The sequence below is a fragment of the Saccharomonospora saliphila YIM 90502 genome (genome assembly GCF_000383795.1).
In the GTDB taxonomy this organism is placed as follows: domain Bacteria; phylum Actinomycetota; class Actinomycetes; order Mycobacteriales; family Pseudonocardiaceae; genus Saccharomonospora; species Saccharomonospora saliphila.
Genome location: NZ_KB912728.1, coordinates 207,701 through 224,948, shown reverse-complemented (window position 1 = coordinate 224,948; position 17,248 = coordinate 207,701). Strand labels below are relative to the sequence as shown.

Sequence of the window (17,248 nt, the reverse complement as noted above, 5' to 3'; positions counted from 1 at the left end):
GCGAGGAAGAGCCCGACGAACGGCGCCCACGCGATCCACCACGCCCAGAAGAACAGCGTCCACGAGTTCAGCCACTCGGTGGGCCGGTCGTAGGCGAAGGTGTTCAGCGTCATGTCGGCGAAGTTGCTGACGTAGTCGCCGATGTTGAGGCGGCGGCGGCGTTCCAGCCCGCCCGGTAGCGCGGCACGCGCGCCGGAGACAAGGAACGCGGGGCGGGGGCGCACGCGGTCGATCGGCTGCCCCGCCCCGGGCCGTCACCGGCGGCGTTCGGCGCTTCTCTCCTTGAGCCGCGCCGCTTCCCTGCGGACCTCGGCCTGGGTCGCGCGTTCCCGCTGGAGCCACTCGGGCATGTCCGCCTTCAACGCGTTGATCTCGTCCGTGGTGAGGGGATCGGTGACACCGCCGCGCGCGAGACCACTGAGGGACACGCCCAGCCTCGCCGCGACGACCTGCTTGGGGTGGGGGCCGTCGCGGCGCAGCCTGCGCAGCCACTCGGGCGGGTCGGCCTGGAGCGCGTTCAACTCGGCACGCGAGACGACACCCTCCTGAAACTCCGCGGGCGTGGCTTCGAGGTACACACTCAGCTTCTTCGCCGCGGTCGCGGGTTTCATCGTCTGGGTGGTCTTGGGCGAGCTCATGCGCTTCAGCGTATCGACCGTGCGCGCGAGGCGAGGCCACGGCCGGTAATCTGGGCCCGTGCCGGCTTCGGATTCGGAGGACCCTCCCTCCTTCACGCTCGCCTACGTCCCGGGGGTGACGCCCGACAAGTGGGTGCGGACGTGGGGCGAGCGGGTGCCCGAGGTTTCCCTGACCCTCCTCCGCGTGTCCGCCGCCGAAGCCGGCGACAGGGTGCGCGCCCGCGACACCGACGCGGTTCTCCTCCGGTTGCCGACCGACCGCACGGGCTTGCACGCGATCCCGCTCTACACCGAGACGACCGTGGTCGTGACCCCGAAGGACCACGTGGTGACCGCGGTAGACGAGGTGTCCGTCACCGACCTGGCCGACGAGGTTCTGCTGCACCCGCTCGACGACACGCTCGACTGGGACCGGCCGCCGGGTCTGCCCGCGATCGAGCGCCCGGCCACGACCGCGGCGGCGATCGAGCTGGTCGCGGCCGGAGCCGGACTGCTCGTCGTCCCGCTCTCGCTGGCCCGGCTGCACCACCGCAGGAACCTCACCTACCGGCCGGTGACCGACGCCCCGTCCTCGCGCGTGGCGCTGGCGTGGCGGGAGGACGAGACCACCGATCTGATGGAGCAGTTCATCGGGATCGTGCGTGGGCGCACCGTCAACAGCACCCGCGGGCGCCCGCCCGCCGCCGCACCGGCGAAACGCACGCCTCGCGCGGACGAGGACCGGAAGGGCGCCGCCCGCGGTGCGACGCGCCGCACCCGCAACCAGGCCTCCGGTGCCCCTCGCAAGCGCACACGCCGGAAACCTCGCCGCCGCTCGTGACGCCATCCGGCCTCCCAGGGCACCGGGACCTCCCCTCGGTCTGCGCCGTCTCGACGCCGCGCGTCAGTTCGGCCATCAGCACGTCCCACGCCGCCCCCCGAGCCGGATCTCACCCGTTCGCGGGGCGACGGAACGCGTCCGCATGGCTACCGTGGGTAGCACGAACCGGAGGCATCCCTTCCACATCGCCGCCCTGATCGGAGTGGACTGTGACGGCTGAGCTTCCCGCCCTGACCCTCACCCGCGGCTGTCCGCACGCGCCCCCCGGGGAACACCGCCGACTGCGCCGGGAAGCGCCGGTCGCGCGGGTGCGCCTGCCCCACGGCGGCACCGTCTGGGCGCTGACCCGGCACGAGGACATCCGCACGATGCTGACCGACGCGCGCTTCAGCTCCAACCGGTTCGATCCGAACTTCCCGCTGTTGGTCGACGGCCCCCGAATGGCACCGCCGGACCTGCAACCTTCGTTGCTCGCGATGGATCCACCCGAGCACGGGCCCGCTCGGCGCGCGGTCGTCGGCGAGTTCACGGTCCGGCGCATGGCCGCGCTGCGCCCGCGCGTCCAGGAAATCGTCGACCAGCACATCGACGCGATGCTCGCCGGGCCACCGCCCGCGGACCTCGTCGCGGCGTTGTCGCTGCCGGTGCCGTCGCTGGTGATCTGCGAGTTGCTCGGCGTCCCGTATGCCGACCACGCCTTCTTCCAGGCACACTCGGCGCGGCTGCTGAGCCGGAAATCCTCGCCGGAGGAGCGCCTGCACGCCATCACCGAGCTGCGCGACTACCTCGGCGACCTGATCGCGGCCAAGGAACGGGCTCCGGCCGACGACCTGCTCAGCCGTCAGCTCGCCCGGTCACAGAGCCGGGGCGAGCTGGTCGGGCTGGCCTTCCTGCTGCTCATCGCCGGACACGAGACCACGGCGAACATGATCTCCCTCGGCACGATGGCCCTGCTCGAGCGTCCCGACGAGGTCCGCGCGCTCGTCGACGACCCGTCGCGGACACCGGCGGCGGTCGAGGAGCTGTTGCGGTACTTCACCATCGCCGAGTTCGCCGCGGGTGGCCGTGTCGCGGTCGACGACGTCGAGATCGGCGGTGTGCTGGTCCGCGCCGGGGAAGGCGTGGTGGCGTTGAGCAACACGGCCAACCGCGACCCCGACGTGTTCGACCGGCCGGACGAACTGGATCTCGCACGCGGCGCGCGGAACCACCTCGCCTTCGGCTTCGGACCGCATCAGTGCCTGGGCCAGAACCTGGCGCGGATGGAGCTGGAAATCGTGTTCGACACGCTGTTCCGCCGGGTCCCGTCCCTGCGACCGGCCGTGCCGCCGGACACACTGCCGTTCAAGGACGACGCGAACGTCTACGGCATCCACGAATTCCCGGTGACCTGGCAGGAGTGACGACGATGCGGGTGAAGGCCGACACCGGGGTCGGCGTCGGAGCGGGCCAATGCCCCCTCACCGACCCGGCGGTGCGCCGTCAGTCCACGGGATCGCGGCCGGGACCGACCAGGCTGTCCGTGCCGTGCAGGGTCGACTCGGCAGGTTGCCGCAGCAGGTCGGGGTCCGCCGCGAGGTACTGCCTGGTTTCCCGGGCGATCAGCCCCGCGCACACGACCAGCCCGATCAGGTTGGGCAGCGCCATCAGACCGTTCATCACGTCGGAGAAGGTCCACACGAGGCTCAGTTCCGTGGTCGCGCCCACCAGGATCACCACGGTGAACACCAGCCGGTAGGGCAGGACACCCCGGACGCCGACGAGCCGCTCCACGCACCGCTCGCCGTAGTAGGCCCAGCCCAGCATCGTCGAGAAGGCGAAGAACACCACACCCGTCGTCACGAGGTAGTGACCCCACTCACCGGGCAGTCCCCGGGTGAAGCCCTCCGCTGTCATCGCCGCGCCCTCGATGCCCGACTGCCAGGCGCCGGTCGTGACGATCACCAAGCCGGTCAACGACACCACGAGGATCGTGTCGATGAAGGTCTGGGTCATCGACACCATGGCCTGCCGGACCGGGTGCCGGGTCTGCGCCGCGGCGGCGGCGATCGCCGCCGAGCCCAGGCCGGACTCGTTGGAGAAGATCCCCCGGGCGACGCCGTACTGGAGGACGATGATGAACGCCGAACCGAGGAAGCCACCCGTGGCCGCCGTACCCGTGAAGGCATCGGTGACGATCATTCCCAACGCGGGCAGTACCTCGGAGATGTTGAGCAGCAGCACGGTCAACGCGCCCAGCACGTAAACGACGATCATGAAGGGCACGAACGCGGCGGTCACCCTGCCGATCCACTTGATCCCGCCGATGAGCACCGTCCCGGCGGCCAGGGTGACGAGGACGCCCACCACCCAGGGTGAGACGCCGAAGGAGTTCTCCAGTGAGGCGGCCACCGTGTTGGACTGCGTCATGTTGCCGATCCCGAAGCTGGCCAGCACCGCGAAGACCGCGAACGCGATACTGAGCACGAGCCCGAACCGGTTCGGGATGGCTTTCGCCAGGTAGTACTGCGGCCCACCGGACATCTCACCGCGAGCGTCCTTGGTGCGGAACCGCACCGCCATGAAGGCTTCCGAATACTTCGACGCCATGCCCACGAGCGCGGTGATCCACATCCAGAACAGCGCGCCGGGACCACCCCAGTAGATCGCGGTCGCGACGCCCGCGATGTTGCCGACACCGACCGTGGCGGCGAGCGCGGTGGTGAGTGCCTGGTAGTGGGAGATGTCACCATCCGCGCCCTCGTCCCGGCGCTTGAACAGCGCGAGCCGCAGGGCCGGGACGAGCTTGAGGAACTGGACCCCGCCCAGCCGGATCGTCAGGTACAGGCCCGTACCCAGCAGCAATGGGATGAGGAGAAACGGTCCCCACACCACACTGCTGACCTCGTCCAGGAACTCCTCCATGTCCGACTCCTTGTCAGCTCGGGTGGGCAAGGCCGAACATGGTAAAGATGCCGGACTTTCTCGGTTCGGGTAGGCCGCCGTCGTGTGCGGAGAATCATCTCGGCCCCGCCTCGGCGCGACGGCGACCTTGTGCCCCGTCGCGCACAGCAACTCGGCGGCGTCGCGACCTCAGCGGCGGGCGGCCCGCAGGACCCGGTCGACGACCTCCAGGGCGTGGTCGACCGTGTGCGCCACGTTCATCAGCTCCACGAAGGCGTGTTCGATCGCGCCGTCAGACCTCGCCAAGGCCACGGTGTCGAGTACTCCGTCCAGGGACGCGGCGCTACCGGGATACACGCGCAGGACCACGCCCAGCTCCGACGGATCGCGTCCGGCGTCCCGTGCGAGTTCCCGGATCCGGGTCAGGGGCCCGGTGACGGCCGCCGGGTCGAACCGCCCCCACTCCGGGACGTGCACGGGCAGCCACCCGTCCGCCCGCTGCGCCACCCGCCGTGTCGCCGCGGGTGCGAAGCCGCCGAGATACACGGGTGGACGCGGCTCGCGGGCGGGTTTGAGGTCGACCCGGCTCGCCGGAACGGTCCAGTGCTTCCCGGAATAGACGACGGGGTTGTCCGACCACCACGCCTGGAGTATGTCCAGGCACTCGTCGAGGCGGGCACCACGCTCGTGCATCGGGACTCCGGCGGCCCGGTACTCCTCGGGGGACCAACCCGTCCCGAGGCCCACGATCAACCGACCCCCGCTGAGGCGGTCGATCGTGGTCATCGACCGGGCGAGCACCGCGGGCGCGTACCAGGAGGCGACCAGCACGTTGGTGCCGATCTCCACCCGCTCGGTCACCGCGGCGGCCGCGGACATCACCGCGAACGGGTCGAGCACATCGTGGAACACGTCCGGGATCGTGTCCCCGCCGGCATATCCCACGGTGGGCTCGACCGGCGCCAGGAGGCGGTCGGCCACCCAGAGGCTGTCCGCGCCGAGGCGTTCGGCCTCCTCAGCGAAGCGCATCACCTCCCCGGCTTCCCGTCCGAGGGGGCCTATCTGTGGCAGGGTGAAGCCAATCTTCATCGGGTGCCTTCCTCAGCCGTCGACACTGACGCCACAAGCTGTCATCCGCGGTCGCGGAACGCTCAGTGCCGACCATGCGGGTCACGATAGCGGCAGCACGCCGCCCCGGCGTCGCATCCGGAGCGAACCGCGTCACACCGTGCCGACTTCCGGGGGCGCGCGGCCTCCGGCCGGGCCGCTGAGGAGCGCCGGGGCAGCACAGGCGCCCGGGCGGCGTCCACCCGAGAACCCGTCGCTGCCCCGGCACTCCCCGGTCCGGTCCGCGCGCCGAATCCGTTCCCGGTCTTTTCCGAACGATTCAGCGCCTCGCGGTGCACCGGCAGGCGAGCGGTCCGGTTCCACGGTGCCCGTCCTTCGCGGAACGGGCACCGTGGAACCCGGCAGAGACCCGGTGTGGAGACCGGGCGTGTCGTCCTGCCGGTGGCCGCACGAGGCGCGTTACTTGCTGACGTTGCCGTCGAGGTGTCGCTGCACGAACTCGTGAGCCCGGTCGCCGAACTGCGTACCGAATCCGATGGAGTTCTCGGCCGACTCCGCGAAGTGCACCCCGCCCCACACCCGGCTGCTACTGCTGTCCTGAACGAAGTCGGTCCAGGTGTCCCAGTGAAGCTGATAGTCGTTGGCCGGGGTGATTCCCGGCTCCACCAGCGACGAGCCGGCGGAATAGGTGTAGGTCCAGTCCAGAACGTCGGAGCCGAGGAAGCGACGCGCCGCCTGCGCCTCAGCGGAGATGACCGTCGTGGAGGCGGAAGGGTACTCGGGATGGTTGCCGACGTTGAGGTAACTGGCCCACTCGTTGGCAGGCATGTCGTTGACGGTGCCCACACCGGCCCCGCCCCACGCGGTCACCGTGTTGGTTCCGTAGACGTGCCGGATCGCGCTGAACGGGCGCACGACGTTGTACTCGTGCTTGTAGTGCCAGCACGCGATAAGCGAGTCCAACAGCGCCACCCCGGTCACCATGAGCAGCTGGACCCAGCCGTCCAGGTCGAGATCATGAGTCTCGGCCGCGGCGAGAACCGACTTACCGACACCGAGGAACTTGTTGTCGAAGAACTCCGCCTTCAGCTTCTGTTCTTCGGTGAGCGCGGCCGAGGCCGCCAGCACCCTGTCCACCACCTTCTTGTACAGGCCCTCGTTGGTGTGGTCGGTGTGCTTGGGCACCGGGATGCTGAACCCGCTCGGATCCTTGTACGTGTACGGCGTCACCAGGCGCATTTGCGGCGTGGTGAAGACCTGGGTCATGAACATGCCCATGTCACCGTCGCCGTCTCCGAGGCGACGGCCGTGCTCCAGAAGCTGCGGCTGCCAGTGGGACGGATCGTTCAGTTCGTACGCGGTGTTCACCGGCTGGTAGCCGGTGTAGTCCCTGTAGGGCTTGCCGTGGTATCGGACTCCCTTGTCGCCGAGCTGGTTCATCCCGTCCCGCAACCGGGCTTCGACGACGGCCTTACCGGCCAGGTTTCCGATGCCGACCGGAGTGGTCGGGTCCTCCGAATCGTCGTCGGGGTCGAGTCCGAAGGAGTTCATCAGGTTCCGGAACGTCGGCATACCCGCGGGCACCACGCTTTCCATCACGTGGCGCCAGGAGTACAGAGCGGCGATGTTCTTGTTCCTGTTGGTCTCCGACTCACTGGCGGGGCGACGCCCGAGGTCGGAGTACACGCCGACCGCCGTCGGGTGGTAGGGCGCCAACGCGTCGAACCACGCGTTGTGCGCCATGCAGGTGTACCGGATGAGGATCGTCACGTCCATGGGCGCGATGAACTCGGAGACGGCGGAGGTGTCGGCGTTCTTGGAGAGGTACTGGATGAAGTTTCCGGTGTCGAGGTCGAACTCACTGGTCGATCCCGACGACGAGCGCACGGACGGCGCGGCGGTCGCGACACCGACGTTGCCCAGAGGGAGAAGCGTCGCCGCCGCGGCGGCTCCGGCGAGCAACGACCTCCGCTGGAGCACGAAGCGGGAGGAGGGTTCGGAGGCAGCCATGAGATGTGGTCCTTTCTTCGTCGGAGAATCGATCGGCGATCGTGGTCCGGGTCTTTTCCGGGAATGCGCCGATCGCGGTGATCGGCCACAGAACCGGCCGATTCACGCATCGCTCGAGAAGGCGCCGACGACGTTTCGGCGGAGTCGCCCACGCCTTTTCAGTGTGTTCTCCCCCGGCCACGAAAGCAACGAGACGGCTCGTACCGTCGCGTGGTCATCGCGTACGGAGGAGACGGGACGCCGACCGGTCAGTCGACGACCCAGCTACCCACCGCCATCTCGGCGGTGATTCCGGGGCCGAAACCGGCGACCATTCCGGACGCTGCCGGGGACGGGGCGTCCTCCTCGAACAGCCGCCGCAGCGCATCGAGCACGACCGCGCTCGCGATGTTGCCGTACTCGACCAGAGTCGCCCAACTGTGGCGGAACATCTTGCGATCGACGTCGAGGAACTTCGCGAGGTCGTCCAAGATCCGAGGGCCACCGGCATGAATGATGTAGAAATCGAGGTCACGGACGTCCCAGCCGTGCCCTGCCGCGAACTCATCCAGAACCGGCGCGAGGGGTTCCATCGTGCCGGGAACCCGCCGATCCAGCCGGAAATGAAAGCCGGTGTCACGCACGGCGTAGGAGATCCAGTCCTCGGTCCCGGGGATGAGATACGAGGAGTTCCGCTCCAGCGACACTCCCACACCCCCGGACCCTCGCACCACCGCCGCCGCCACAGCGTCCCCGAACAACCCGTCGGACAGCAATGAACTCACATCGTCGTCCTCAGGCTGGTAACACAACGAGCAGAACTCGCAGGCAACGATCAGCACGTTGCTCTCGGGATGGGCGGCGCAGAAGTCATGGGCCCGGTTGATCGCCGCACCACCCGCGGCGCAACCCAGCTGCGCGATAGGGATCTGCCGCGTGTCGGAACGAAAACCCATGGTATTGATCATCCATGCGGTCAGGGACGGCATCAAGAACCCGGTGCACGACACGTATACGATAGCGTCGATATCACGGGCCGCCAGATCGGCATTCGACAGTGCTTCCTCGACCACCTCGGGAACACGCTTCTTCGACTCGGCTTCGTAGATCCGGTTGCGTTCCTCGAAACCGGGATGACGAAGCGTCTGCTCGATAGGCTGTACGATATGCCTTTTTCGAACACCGGTGTTCTGGATCAACCGACAAGCAAGTGATAACTGCGGTTTTCCGGAATGCACTCTCTGGGCGAAATCGAGTGTTTCCTCCATCGTGATGACATGTTCCGGAACTCTCACCGACGGCCGACATAGAACTGGCATACCCGAATCTACCTTCCGGGGGATTACCCCTGATTCGTACGCATCTTCACGGTGATTCGCTCAGCTGCGCCGCACAGCGTCGACGACAGCGTTGTTACCTCCCGGACCGGGGCCGGGAGGTGGCACTGTGTCGTGTCGTCCGGTACGCCCGCTCCGTGCCACACGACGACCGGCGTCGCTCACGAAATCCGAGTGCGACTCCGACCCCGGCGACGCGATCGACCGCCGCCGACATCCGGCATCGCTCGGGCTTCCTGCCCTCGCGCCGCGGGTACGCCGCGCCGACCGGCGCCGAACGTCCGGCGAGGACAACAACTGGGCCCGGCCACCAACGCGGACGACGCAGCCCGCGACGTTGTGGTCCGGGAGCGCCCGCCGACGGTGACCGGGCCCGGGTATTCTCGTCTCCGCCCGAATTCCCGGCGCCTTCGTCCCTACTGCCGGGAACGGACACGGTTACGCGGGTCGAAACGGCGGAGATCCTGGCGTAGGCCCCCGCTCCCTCTTTTCGGCCGGGAGGGAGGCGAGGGCCTTCTTCGCTATGGGGCTGGCTGGATCAGCCGGTGAAGGACTCGGGCCCGAAGCGGCCCCATGCCACGAAAGCAGCCATCGCCAGGTAGATCAGGTTCGCGGCGACGGGAAGCTTCTCCTGACGACGAAGGTGCGTGATCATCGCACCGATCATCAGCAACACCCAGCAGACAGCGGTCACCGGAACCATGAACGTCGCGATGTTCACCACGGCCGGCACCACGATGCCGATCGCCGCGAGGAATTCGACGGCTCCCAGGGTCTTGACGAACCCGTCACTGAAGTCGTTGGTCCAACCCCCGTGGGTGGTCGCGGCCAACTTCTCCCTCGGGATGAACAGCTTCGTCGTCCCGCCGACCACCATGACCACCGCCAGCAGTCCGGTGACGATCCACAGAGCCAGGTTCATGAACTCCTTCTCCTTAACATCGTGGCGATCCCCAGTGGCCGACGACGCGCCATGTGCCGCTGCTCGGCAGCGCAATATACCGGCCTAGCTGATCTTGCCACAACTCCGTCAGGGCCTCGCGACATCACAACTCCGGAAAGCCGGTGAACCGGTAGTTTCACTTGTTCAACCGGGTACGTGCTTCGCCGTGGGGCCTCGCGCCACCCTCGCCGAGGAGCCGTCACTGTTCCGCGTCGCCCGCCCGCGCCGCCAGCAGATTCCGCACGACCGGCGAGATCTGGTAGTACGACCCGAAGTTGAGGCACTCGTCGCCAGGGGACGACTTGATCGCCAGAATCCGCACGCGATCACCGGAGTAGGCCTGTGGCGCGTTCTTCACGAACCGCTCGATCTCGGGTTCGATCCGAACCGGAAACTCCGACAGAGCCGCGTTCACCCAGCCGCTGCTCATCAGGGAAGCGAACGAAATCCGCTCGACCCCCGCGGAGTCCCACGCCAGGGTCACATAGATCCTGAAGGAACCCAGGGCGAAGTCCAACATCGGTCCGTCGAGCTCCGAAAGCCCGCTCTCCCGGAGCATCGCCCGGATGTTGGCCGAACGAAGGCACTCGGCGGACAGCTGTGCGAAGTACAGGTTGACGGTCTTCTTCCGGTAGTCGATCGCGATCATCGCCACGTCGCGTAACGCGTGACGCAGGAAAAAGCCGAGGTTGTCGGCCAGCGAACGCGGGAGGGACGGGACCTCGGCGAGTCGCTCCACGCTCAGCGGGTCGTGCGGGAAGTGCGCGTAGACCTTGTTGAAACCGCCGACGACTCCGCAGTCGATGAAGTACTCGCTGATGTGACATCGAGCCCGGATGTCCGAGAGCAGGGTGCCGACCGGGTGCTGCGTGGCCTCGAGGAATCCGTTCGACAGAGCCGAGGTGTACGGGTCGGGGCCGTCCGCGGGAACCGTGATGGTGTAGTCGAGCTCGCCGGCATGACGTTCGCCCGTCTGCACACTGAACACGATCCCGGCCTCGCTGATGCCGTCCCCGTACGCGGTCAGGATCGGCCACACCCGCTCCCGTGAGCAGGGCGCTCCCATCAGGCCGGCCGCCTCCTCGATCGCCGAGTACACGCTGCTTCTCGGGTCGGCGTCCTTGGGCACATCTCCTCCAATGGTCGGGTCCGGTGCTCGTTCGACCGCGTGGGAGAGCAGGACGGCAACAGTGACCGACCGCTCTCCCGCGCACCCTCCGCGTCGACCCTGGTCCGTGATCCTCGAAAAGGGGCGGTCGCGCCGGTCACTCGACCTTCGTCGCGCACAGGATCCCCTGTTGCGGGATCACGTCGGGTGGCACATCGGCCGGATCCCTCGTGACGGTCTTGGTCACCTCGAACCCGCACTCCCGCAACCAACTCTGGTAGGTGGACAGCTTCTGCGGTCCACCCTGGCCCATCGTACAGCCGAGAAAGAAGGCGGGGAAAAAGTCCACATTGTAGTTGTCGGGACTGCGTACGTCCTCAGGGTAGACCGGCACGAGGATGTTGACCTGCCCGCCGACGTCGAGCGACTTGTGCACCCCGTTGAGGATGCGGAACACGTCGTCCTGGTCGAACATGTCCAGGAAGTGCTTGATCAGGACGATGTCGAACCCTTCGGGAACGCCTTCGAAGACATCACCACCGATGAACGAGGAGTCCTCCTCCACGCCGTGTTGCCTGAAGTTCTCCAGGCACTCCTCACGCTTTTCCGGCAGATCGAAGGTGGTGACGTGGATGTCCGGCGAGGACGTCATCTTGTGCGTATGGATCGCACCGATGCCGGTGTTTCCGGCGAGGTCGAGCACCCGCGCCTTGGGAGGTATGTCGATGTTGTCGAAGAACCAGGGATCGGTGTTGGCCGTGACGGTGTTCATCAACGGCGCCCATGCCGCACGCAGGTCTCTGTGCTCGGCCACGGCGTCGTACAGGGTGCCTTCGTGCCCGTAGAGTTCCCGCAGACCGACCGGAACTGCCTCCCGCGCGCTCTCGGGCAGGTAGAACAGTTGCCTCAGCGCCACGACCTTGATCAGGTTCATGTAGGAGTGGGCACGCCGGAGGTCTGCTTCCGGCACCTCCGCCAGGGCGTCGAGAGTGTAGCCCCCGGAGCTGTCGTCGTGGGCGACGAAGCCCTCCTTGACGAGCAGGTGCAAGAGCTGCTCGACCGCATCGGGTTTGACGCCGACCGTGTCTCCCAGCTCGGCCGCGGTCATGCCCGGCTTCTCCCGAAGCCTGTCGATGATGCCCAGCTCGACGCAGGACAGCAGGGTCATGAAACGCGTGGGGCCCACCATGTACTCGCGCAACCGCGCGAGTGTGGCTTCCCGTGTCATTGGCTCGCTCCGTTCCGTGCTGTTCGCTCACCGCACTCGTCTGCCGACACGTCTCGCGCACGTCCGATTCGCTCCCGGAGCGTGCGGGACAGTTCGACCCGTTGCACCTTCAACGTGGCGGTCCTGGGCAGTTCGGCCTCCGGCAACTGCACCGGCTCGGCCAGTTGGGGCAGGTCGCCCACGGCCGCGTGCCAGCGCTGCCGGTCCAGTGGCTGATCGTCGTTGGTGCACAACACCGGGATCGGCTCGGACTCCGAACCCCGGACCAGCACGAGCTCACCCAGCTCCTCCAGCCGGTCCAGAATCAGGTCCTCGACCTCCAAGGTGCTGCGCACTCCGTCGATCATGTCGATCTCCCGGTCGAACATGTGCAGACAGCCCAGCCTGGTGCGGTAACCGATGTCCCCGGTACGCCACCAGTCGCCGTAGCGGTTGGTGGCGTACCGCTGTGCCTCGCCGTGGTAGGTCTTCGCCAGGCCCGGCCACGCGACCTCGATGTGTCCGGGATTGTTCTTCGACGGCGGGTTGCCGTCCCTGCTCACCACCCGGACCTTCGCACAGCCCGGCATGGTCCAACCGACGCAGCGGCCGTTCGCTCGGTCGAGGAACCGACGCAGGTAGAACCGACCGACGGCCGGACCCACCTCGCTTTGTCCGTAGATTTGCACGAACAACGGCATCCGCCGGTCGGACGAGTCGAGGATACGACCGATCGTGCGGGGATGGATCGCGTCGAAGGTACTGCTGAAGTACCTGATCGAGGAGAACGGCTTCCGTGGGTCGTCGGCGAGCTTCTCCCATGCCATGAGCGCGTTCGGCAGCGCTTCGACCAGTCCCGGCCGGTGCCTGACGAAGGACTCGGCCGCCTGTTCCGGCTCGGGGTCGTTCAGCAACAGGGTCGGCATCGCCTTGAGCAACACCAGGGACATCGCCGCGAACGTCCGGGAGTGCACGAAGGGAACGTCGATGGCGACGGTCTCTTGCTTCCTGATCAACGAGAGGAGCCACCACTGCGGCCGAAGCCGGGTTCCCATGCTGCGGGGCGTGTGCACGATCAGTTTGGGAATCCCCGTGGTCCCGGAGGTGTGGGTGATCATCGCGGGATCGTCCGGTCCGTTGAGCACCGGCCGGACTCTCGCGGAACCGTCGAGTTCGGCGAGCGAGACGGTCCCCGGCACCGAGCCCGCCACGGTGATCACCTGCTTGGTGAGGTCCCCGACCGGGACCTCACCAAGCGCGTCGAGCTTGGTCGCGTCGCTGAGCAGGTGTGGTCTGTCCAGCCGCTCCAGCAGCGCGCCGACCGTCGCGCCGTCCAGCGCCGGCGACAGCATCACGGGAACCGCTCCGGTCTGCGCGGCCGCGGTCGCGAGCATCCAGACATCGAAGTTGGCGCTCTTGTGGATCGCGACGTGTTCGCCGGCCCGGACCCCGGCCGTCCACAGCCGTCCCGCGAGGTCGTCGACGTGCTCGGCGAGCTCGGCCACGGTCAGATGCCGTCCCATCTCGGGGACGGCGTCCAGGTCGTGATCGAGTGTGAGCTCCGTCGAGGGGTTCCTGGCCACGGCCCACCTTGGCACCATGCCGAGATGAAGGCCGTGCTTTCGAATCGACCTGTGAATGACTGAGTCCTTCATCGTGACTGTCTCCCTTGTCGTGCGCGCGGGACGCGCGGACGGCCACCAGCCAACGCGGGAACGGGCACCGCGGCTCACGACGGTCGGCCGGTGGCCTCGGTCGCCACCTTGAGCACGCCCTCGAGCCAGGGGGCATACCGGTCCGGATTGCCTGCCATGTCCGCCCAGACGTGGTCCGGGTCCACCCAGCGGACATCGGCCACTTCGGCCGGGTCAGGACGCACGACCGGGTCGGCCGTGACGCGGCCGACGAGTACGTGGTCGTACTCGTGCTCGACCCGCTCGGTCTCCGGGTCCTGCGCCCGGTAGAGGTACACACCGGCCTGGTGCAGCTCCACCTCGCGCACGCCGATCTCCTCACGCAGCCGCTGATCGGCGGCGTCGAACACACTCTGCCCCGGCGCCGGGTGACTGCAGCAGGCGTTGGCCCACCGCAACGCGAACCGGCTCTTCTCCGCGGCCCGCTGTTGGAGCATGATCCGGCCGAGATCGTCCAGCAGAATCACCGAGAATGCCCGATGGAGCCGGCCGGGCGCGGTGTGCGCCTCGGCGACGCTGCAGGACCCGCTGGCAGCACCGTCCGTATCGACGAGCTCCACCAGCTGCGCTTCCCGACTAACCACGGCGGGTCACCTTCCTCTTCGAATACAGGACATGGGGCGCGTCAGCACCGGGGGCGTGCGTCCGGCACGGGATTCCCCGTGTGCCGGGATACGTCGCCGGGCCGGCCGCGTGCTCCACGGCGGGACCGCCGTCGAGCGGAACGCCCCGGCGAGAGTGCCGAGGCCGGCGCACCGCGACACCGTGCGCGGCACCGTGGCGTGCCGGGAACCCACCTACGCGGACACCTCGGCGGAGTCGTCCGAGGTCAGGTTGACCGTACGGGGCCGCCACCGGTAGTACGCCTGGATCTTGTAGTACTCCTCGCCGGTCGACTTCACCGCGGCATGCACCATCTTGGGGTTGTCGGCGCCGTGCCGGAAGTTCTCGACGAAGCGCTCGATCCTCGGGCCGAACCGCACGGGCAGCGACAGCGGGTCCGGAGTGATCGCGCTGAAGGAGATCCGCTCGATGGTCGGCGAGTCCCAGTTCAGCGTGAAGTAGATGCCGAACGACTGCTCGCAGAGCTTCAGCATCTGCTCACTCGGTTCCGCGACGCCGATCTCCCGGTGCATCGACCGGACAGCGTCCGGATCGAGGCACTCGCCCGGCAGCTTGCCGAAGTAGACGTTCACCGTTCGGTCGTGATAGTCGATGCCGACCAGGCCCACTCTGTCGTCCAGGCCGTACCGTGCGAAGAACTCGACGTTGGCTGCGAGGCTGCGCGGCATCGACGGCATCTCGACCAGCGTCGACAGCGGCTGGAAGTCGTCCTCGGGGAAGAACGCCCAGATCTTCTTGAACCCGCCGACGAGCCCGAAATCAATGCCGTAGCTGTCGATGGGACAGCGTTCGCGGATGTTTGAGAGCAGCTCGTCAACGGGGTGGCCGGAGGCCGGGACGAAGCCTTCGGACAAGGCCACGGCGTACGGATCGACCTCTTTCCGGAACAGGATTCGGCAGTCGAGCTCTCCCTCGTCACTCTCGGCGCTGGTCACCCTGAAGGCGATCATCGCGTGCGGGACCACATCGCCGTACGCGGTCAAGACAGGCTGAACCGTGGCCCCCGAAAAGGGGACGTTCAGCACCGCGGCCGATTCTTCAAGGGCCGAGTAGAGACGCGTCAACTCAGCGGTTTCGGACACATCGTCCTCCCGAACATCGATTCTGGCTTCCCGATCCGGCCTGGGCCGGTCATTCGTCGTCCTACCCCGCCCGGCGGCCACCGTGCGGACGTGCGTGTGTGCGAACCGCATCGCGCAGGACCTCCGCGACCCGTTCGACCTGCTGCGTGTCCAGTTCGGCATGCATCGGAATGGCGAGGTTGCGCCGGAAGAGGTCCGCCGAGACCGGGCACGACCCCTCCTTGGCGTACACGGGCTGCAGATGACACGCCCAGGTCCCGTGGCCGCAACCGATCCCCTGGGAACGGAGGTCGGCGGCGACCGCCGCGCGGTCCACGCCCGGATCGAGTGTCACCATGTAGGACTGCCACGCGTGCGTACGGTCCTGCGGCACCGTCGGCACCGTGAGGAGTTCCTCGTCCGCGAGCAGTTCGCCGTAGCGTGCCGCGACGGCGCTCCGGCGGTCCAGCAGCTCGCCGATCCGGCCGAGCTGCACCCGCAGGATCGCGGCGGCGATGTCGGACAACTTGTAGTTGTACCCGATCTCCTCGAATACCGGGATCGGCAGGCCGACCTCCTGCGACTGCTCGAAGATGCTCCCGATACCGAACGACGAGCGCAGCCGCGCGCCTGCCCCGAGCGCCGGATCGGCGGCGAGCAACGCCCCGCCCTCACCACTGGTGGCGCCTTTGCGACCGTGGAACGACAGGCACGCCACCGGTGCCAGCGTGCCCGCCTCCCGCCCGCGGTAGGTCGCCCCGACAGCGCAGGCGGCGTCCTCGACGAGGAACAGCCCGTGGCGGTCGGCCAGGGACTGCAATTCCGCGTAGTCGGCGGGCAGACCAACCGTGTCCACCGCGATCACGCCCACCGTTCGCGGACCGATCAGGTCCGCCACAGCCCGGGGATCGACAGTGCCGGTGTCGGCGCGCACGTCGGCGAAGACGGGTTCCGCACCGACGTAGCGCACCGCATGGGCCGGAGCCGGGAACGTGTAATCCGCGACGATCACCTCGTCACCGGGCGCGACGCCGAGCGCGAGCAGTGACAGATGGAGCGCGGCGCCACAATTGCTCAGCGCGAGCGCGTCGCCCACACCGTACCGTTCGGCCAGTTCGGCTTCGAGCGCCTTCCCGCTCGGTCCCTGGCCGGCAGGCCACCCCGAGGAGAACACCTCGGCGACGGCCGCCAGCTCCTGTTCGCCCAAGCTCGCGTGAACCAGGGGAATCGTCTCCATGATGGCACCTCGGGTTCCGAGTCGAGCGTTACCGATCCTGGGCGTGCGAGTGTGCGGGCGGCTCGAAGCGAAGCGGCGTGATCTGATTGATGTCGTAACGGTCCCGCAGCTCCTGGACGGCCTCCGGATTCATTGACCGGCCCGCGGAGAAGATGTCGTAGATCTCCTCGAAGTAGTGCTCGTGATCGGGCGAGGGGTAGCTCTGGAACAGCATGCGCGCGGGCTCGTCGGTGGCGTTCCGGAACGCGTGCGGGCACCCGGGAGGGACGAACATGCAGCTACCCGGCCCCGCACGGACGACCCGCTCCCCCTCGGCGGACTCCCAGTGCTGCCACCGGTCGCCGGTGCGCTCGACCGGCTCGAACGCGAGCAGCTCCAGCGTCCCCTCAAGGACGTAGAAGAACTCCTGCGAGTGCTGGTGGGTGTGCGCCCCGACATCGAACCCCGGCGGGACCATCACCTCGAAAACCGAGATCGCCGAACCGTCCGCCGCGGTGGCCTTGAACGTGATCTCCTGCATCTCCGTGTTCAGTTGTCGCCCCTCACCGGGCGGGACAATCAGACCGCTCATACCCGTCGCTTCCTTGTCGTCTGTCCTCGAAAATCCGCCGGATCGCTCGCCGAACGACCCCCGACTCT

15 protein-coding genes and 1 pseudogene are annotated in these 17,248 nt (G+C 67.7%); 2 read left to right on the top strand and 14 right to left on the bottom strand.

The window, feature by feature from the left end; genetic code table 11:
* Together SACSA_RS23935 and SACSA_RS0120030 are read right to left on the bottom strand one after the other, a co-directional pair.
* A pseudogene (locus tag SACSA_RS23935) lies at positions 1–149 on the bottom strand (BCCT family transporter); the annotation flags it as partial.
* Positions 150–254: 105 nt separating this feature from the next.
* Positions 255–638 carry a DUF5997 family protein gene (locus SACSA_RS0120030; protein ID WP_019819581.1) on the bottom strand — a complete coding sequence of 128 codons (384 nt, stop codon included), beginning with the start codon at positions 636–638 and terminating at the stop codon, positions 255–257.
* A gap of 58 nt (positions 639–696) precedes the next feature.
* Here SACSA_RS0120030 and SACSA_RS0120025 point away from each other — a divergent pair, with 58 nt between their 5' ends.
* Positions 697–1,458 carry a LysR family substrate-binding domain-containing protein gene (locus SACSA_RS0120025; protein ID WP_019819580.1) on the top strand — a complete coding sequence of 254 codons (762 nt, stop codon included), beginning with the start codon at positions 697–699 and terminating at the stop codon, positions 1,456–1,458.
* Between the two features lie 209 nt (positions 1,459–1,667).
* The gene (locus SACSA_RS0120020) at positions 1,668–2,861 is read left to right on the top strand and encodes a cytochrome P450 (protein WP_019819579.1); all 1,194 of its coding nucleotides are present in this window, start codon (positions 1,668–1,670) and stop codon (positions 2,859–2,861) included.
* A gap of 79 nt (positions 2,862–2,940) precedes the next feature.
* Here the strand turns inward: SACSA_RS0120020 and SACSA_RS0120015 are convergent, their stop codons facing one another.
* The 12 genes from SACSA_RS0120015 to SACSA_RS0119960 form a co-directional block, all read right to left on the bottom strand.
* On the bottom strand, positions 2,941–4,362 hold the full coding sequence (locus tag SACSA_RS0120015; RefSeq protein WP_019819578.1) for an alanine/glycine:cation symporter family protein: 1,422 nt from the start codon (positions 4,360–4,362) through the stop codon (positions 2,941–2,943).
* A 168-nt stretch (positions 4,363–4,530) separates the two neighbouring features.
* A complete protein-coding gene (locus SACSA_RS0120010; RefSeq protein ID WP_028662076.1) occupies positions 4,531–5,430 on the bottom strand; it encodes a TIGR03619 family F420-dependent LLM class oxidoreductase in 900 nt (299 codons plus the stop codon).
* A 438-nt stretch (positions 5,431–5,868) separates the two neighbouring features.
* Positions 5,869–7,419, bottom strand: a complete 1,551-nt coding sequence (locus SACSA_RS0120005; protein WP_019819575.1) for a DUF6851 domain-containing protein — start codon at positions 7,417–7,419, stop codon at positions 5,869–5,871.
* Positions 7,420–7,667: 248 nt separating this feature from the next.
* Positions 7,668–8,717, bottom strand: coding sequence for a type III polyketide synthase (locus SACSA_RS0120000; RefSeq protein ID WP_083940322.1), 1,050 nt, complete (start codon positions 8,715–8,717; stop codon positions 7,668–7,670).
* A 556-nt stretch (positions 8,718–9,273) separates the two neighbouring features.
* Complete coding sequence (locus SACSA_RS0119995) at positions 9,274–9,657, bottom strand: DoxX family protein (RefSeq protein WP_019819572.1); 384 nt, start codon at positions 9,655–9,657, stop codon at positions 9,274–9,276.
* Between the two features lie 220 nt (positions 9,658–9,877).
* Complete coding sequence (locus tag SACSA_RS0119990) at positions 9,878–10,807, bottom strand: aromatic prenyltransferase (protein ID WP_019819569.1); 930 nt, start codon at positions 10,805–10,807, stop codon at positions 9,878–9,880.
* A 136-nt stretch (positions 10,808–10,943) separates the two neighbouring features.
* Positions 10,944–12,014: a methyltransferase gene (locus SACSA_RS0119985; RefSeq protein ID WP_019819567.1), complete on the bottom strand. Its 1,071-nt coding sequence runs from the start codon at positions 12,012–12,014 to the stop codon at positions 10,944–10,946.
* The gene (locus SACSA_RS23930) at positions 12,011–13,576 is read right to left on the bottom strand and encodes a class I adenylate-forming enzyme family protein (RefSeq protein ID WP_019819565.1); all 1,566 of its coding nucleotides are present in this window, start codon (positions 13,574–13,576) and stop codon (positions 12,011–12,013) included. Before SACSA_RS23930 ends, SACSA_RS0119985 begins: the two co-directional genes overlap by 4 nt.
* Before the next feature lie 146 nt (positions 13,577–13,722).
* Entirely contained in the window at positions 13,723–14,271 is a 549-nt protein-coding gene (idi, locus tag SACSA_RS0119975) for an isopentenyl-diphosphate Delta-isomerase (protein ID WP_198009109.1), read from the bottom strand.
* A gap of 213 nt (positions 14,272–14,484) precedes the next feature.
* Positions 14,485–15,393, bottom strand: coding sequence for an aromatic prenyltransferase (locus SACSA_RS23925; protein WP_198009108.1), 909 nt, complete (start codon positions 15,391–15,393; stop codon positions 14,485–14,487).
* 61 nt (positions 15,394–15,454) lie between these two features.
* Complete coding sequence (locus SACSA_RS0119965) at positions 15,455–16,609, bottom strand: DegT/DnrJ/EryC1/StrS family aminotransferase (RefSeq protein WP_019819561.1); 1,155 nt, start codon at positions 16,607–16,609, stop codon at positions 15,455–15,457.
* 28 nt (positions 16,610–16,637) lie between these two features.
* On the bottom strand, positions 16,638–17,180 hold the full coding sequence (locus SACSA_RS0119960; RefSeq protein WP_019819559.1) for a cupin domain-containing protein: 543 nt from the start codon (positions 17,178–17,180) through the stop codon (positions 16,638–16,640).
* Between the last annotated feature and the right edge of the window lie 68 nt (positions 17,181–17,248).

What these genes read in the sequence shown, in the direction of transcription:
- SACSA_RS0120000 (WP_083940322.1), bottom strand. Translation starts at nt 8,717, where the DNA reads ATGCCAGTTCTATGTCGGCCGTCGGTGAGAGTTCCGGAACATGTCATC.
- SACSA_RS0120030 (WP_019819581.1), bottom strand. Translation starts at nt 638, where the DNA reads ATGAGCTCGCCCAAGACCACCCAGACGATGAAACCCGCGACCGCGGCG.
- SACSA_RS0120010 (WP_028662076.1), bottom strand. Translation starts at nt 5,430, where the DNA reads ATGAAGATTGGCTTCACCCTGCCACAGATAGGCCCCCTCGGACGGGAA.
- SACSA_RS0120005 (WP_019819575.1), bottom strand. Translation starts at nt 7,419, where the DNA reads ATGGCTGCCTCCGAACCCTCCTCCCGCTTCGTGCTCCAGCGGAGGTCG.
- SACSA_RS0119965 (WP_019819561.1), bottom strand. Translation starts at nt 16,609, where the DNA reads ATGGAGACGATTCCCCTGGTTCACGCGAGCTTGGGCGAACAGGAGCTG.
- SACSA_RS0120015 (WP_019819578.1), bottom strand. Translation starts at nt 4,362, where the DNA reads ATGGAGGAGTTCCTGGACGAGGTCAGCAGTGTGGTGTGGGGACCGTTT.
- SACSA_RS0119985 (WP_019819567.1), bottom strand. Translation starts at nt 12,014, where the DNA reads ATGACACGGGAAGCCACACTCGCGCGGTTGCGCGAGTACATGGTGGGC.
- SACSA_RS0119995 (WP_019819572.1), bottom strand. Translation starts at nt 9,657, where the DNA reads ATGAACCTGGCTCTGTGGATCGTCACCGGACTGCTGGCGGTGGTCATG.
- SACSA_RS0119960 (WP_019819559.1), bottom strand. Translation starts at nt 17,180, where the DNA reads ATGAGCGGTCTGATTGTCCCGCCCGGTGAGGGGCGACAACTGAACACG.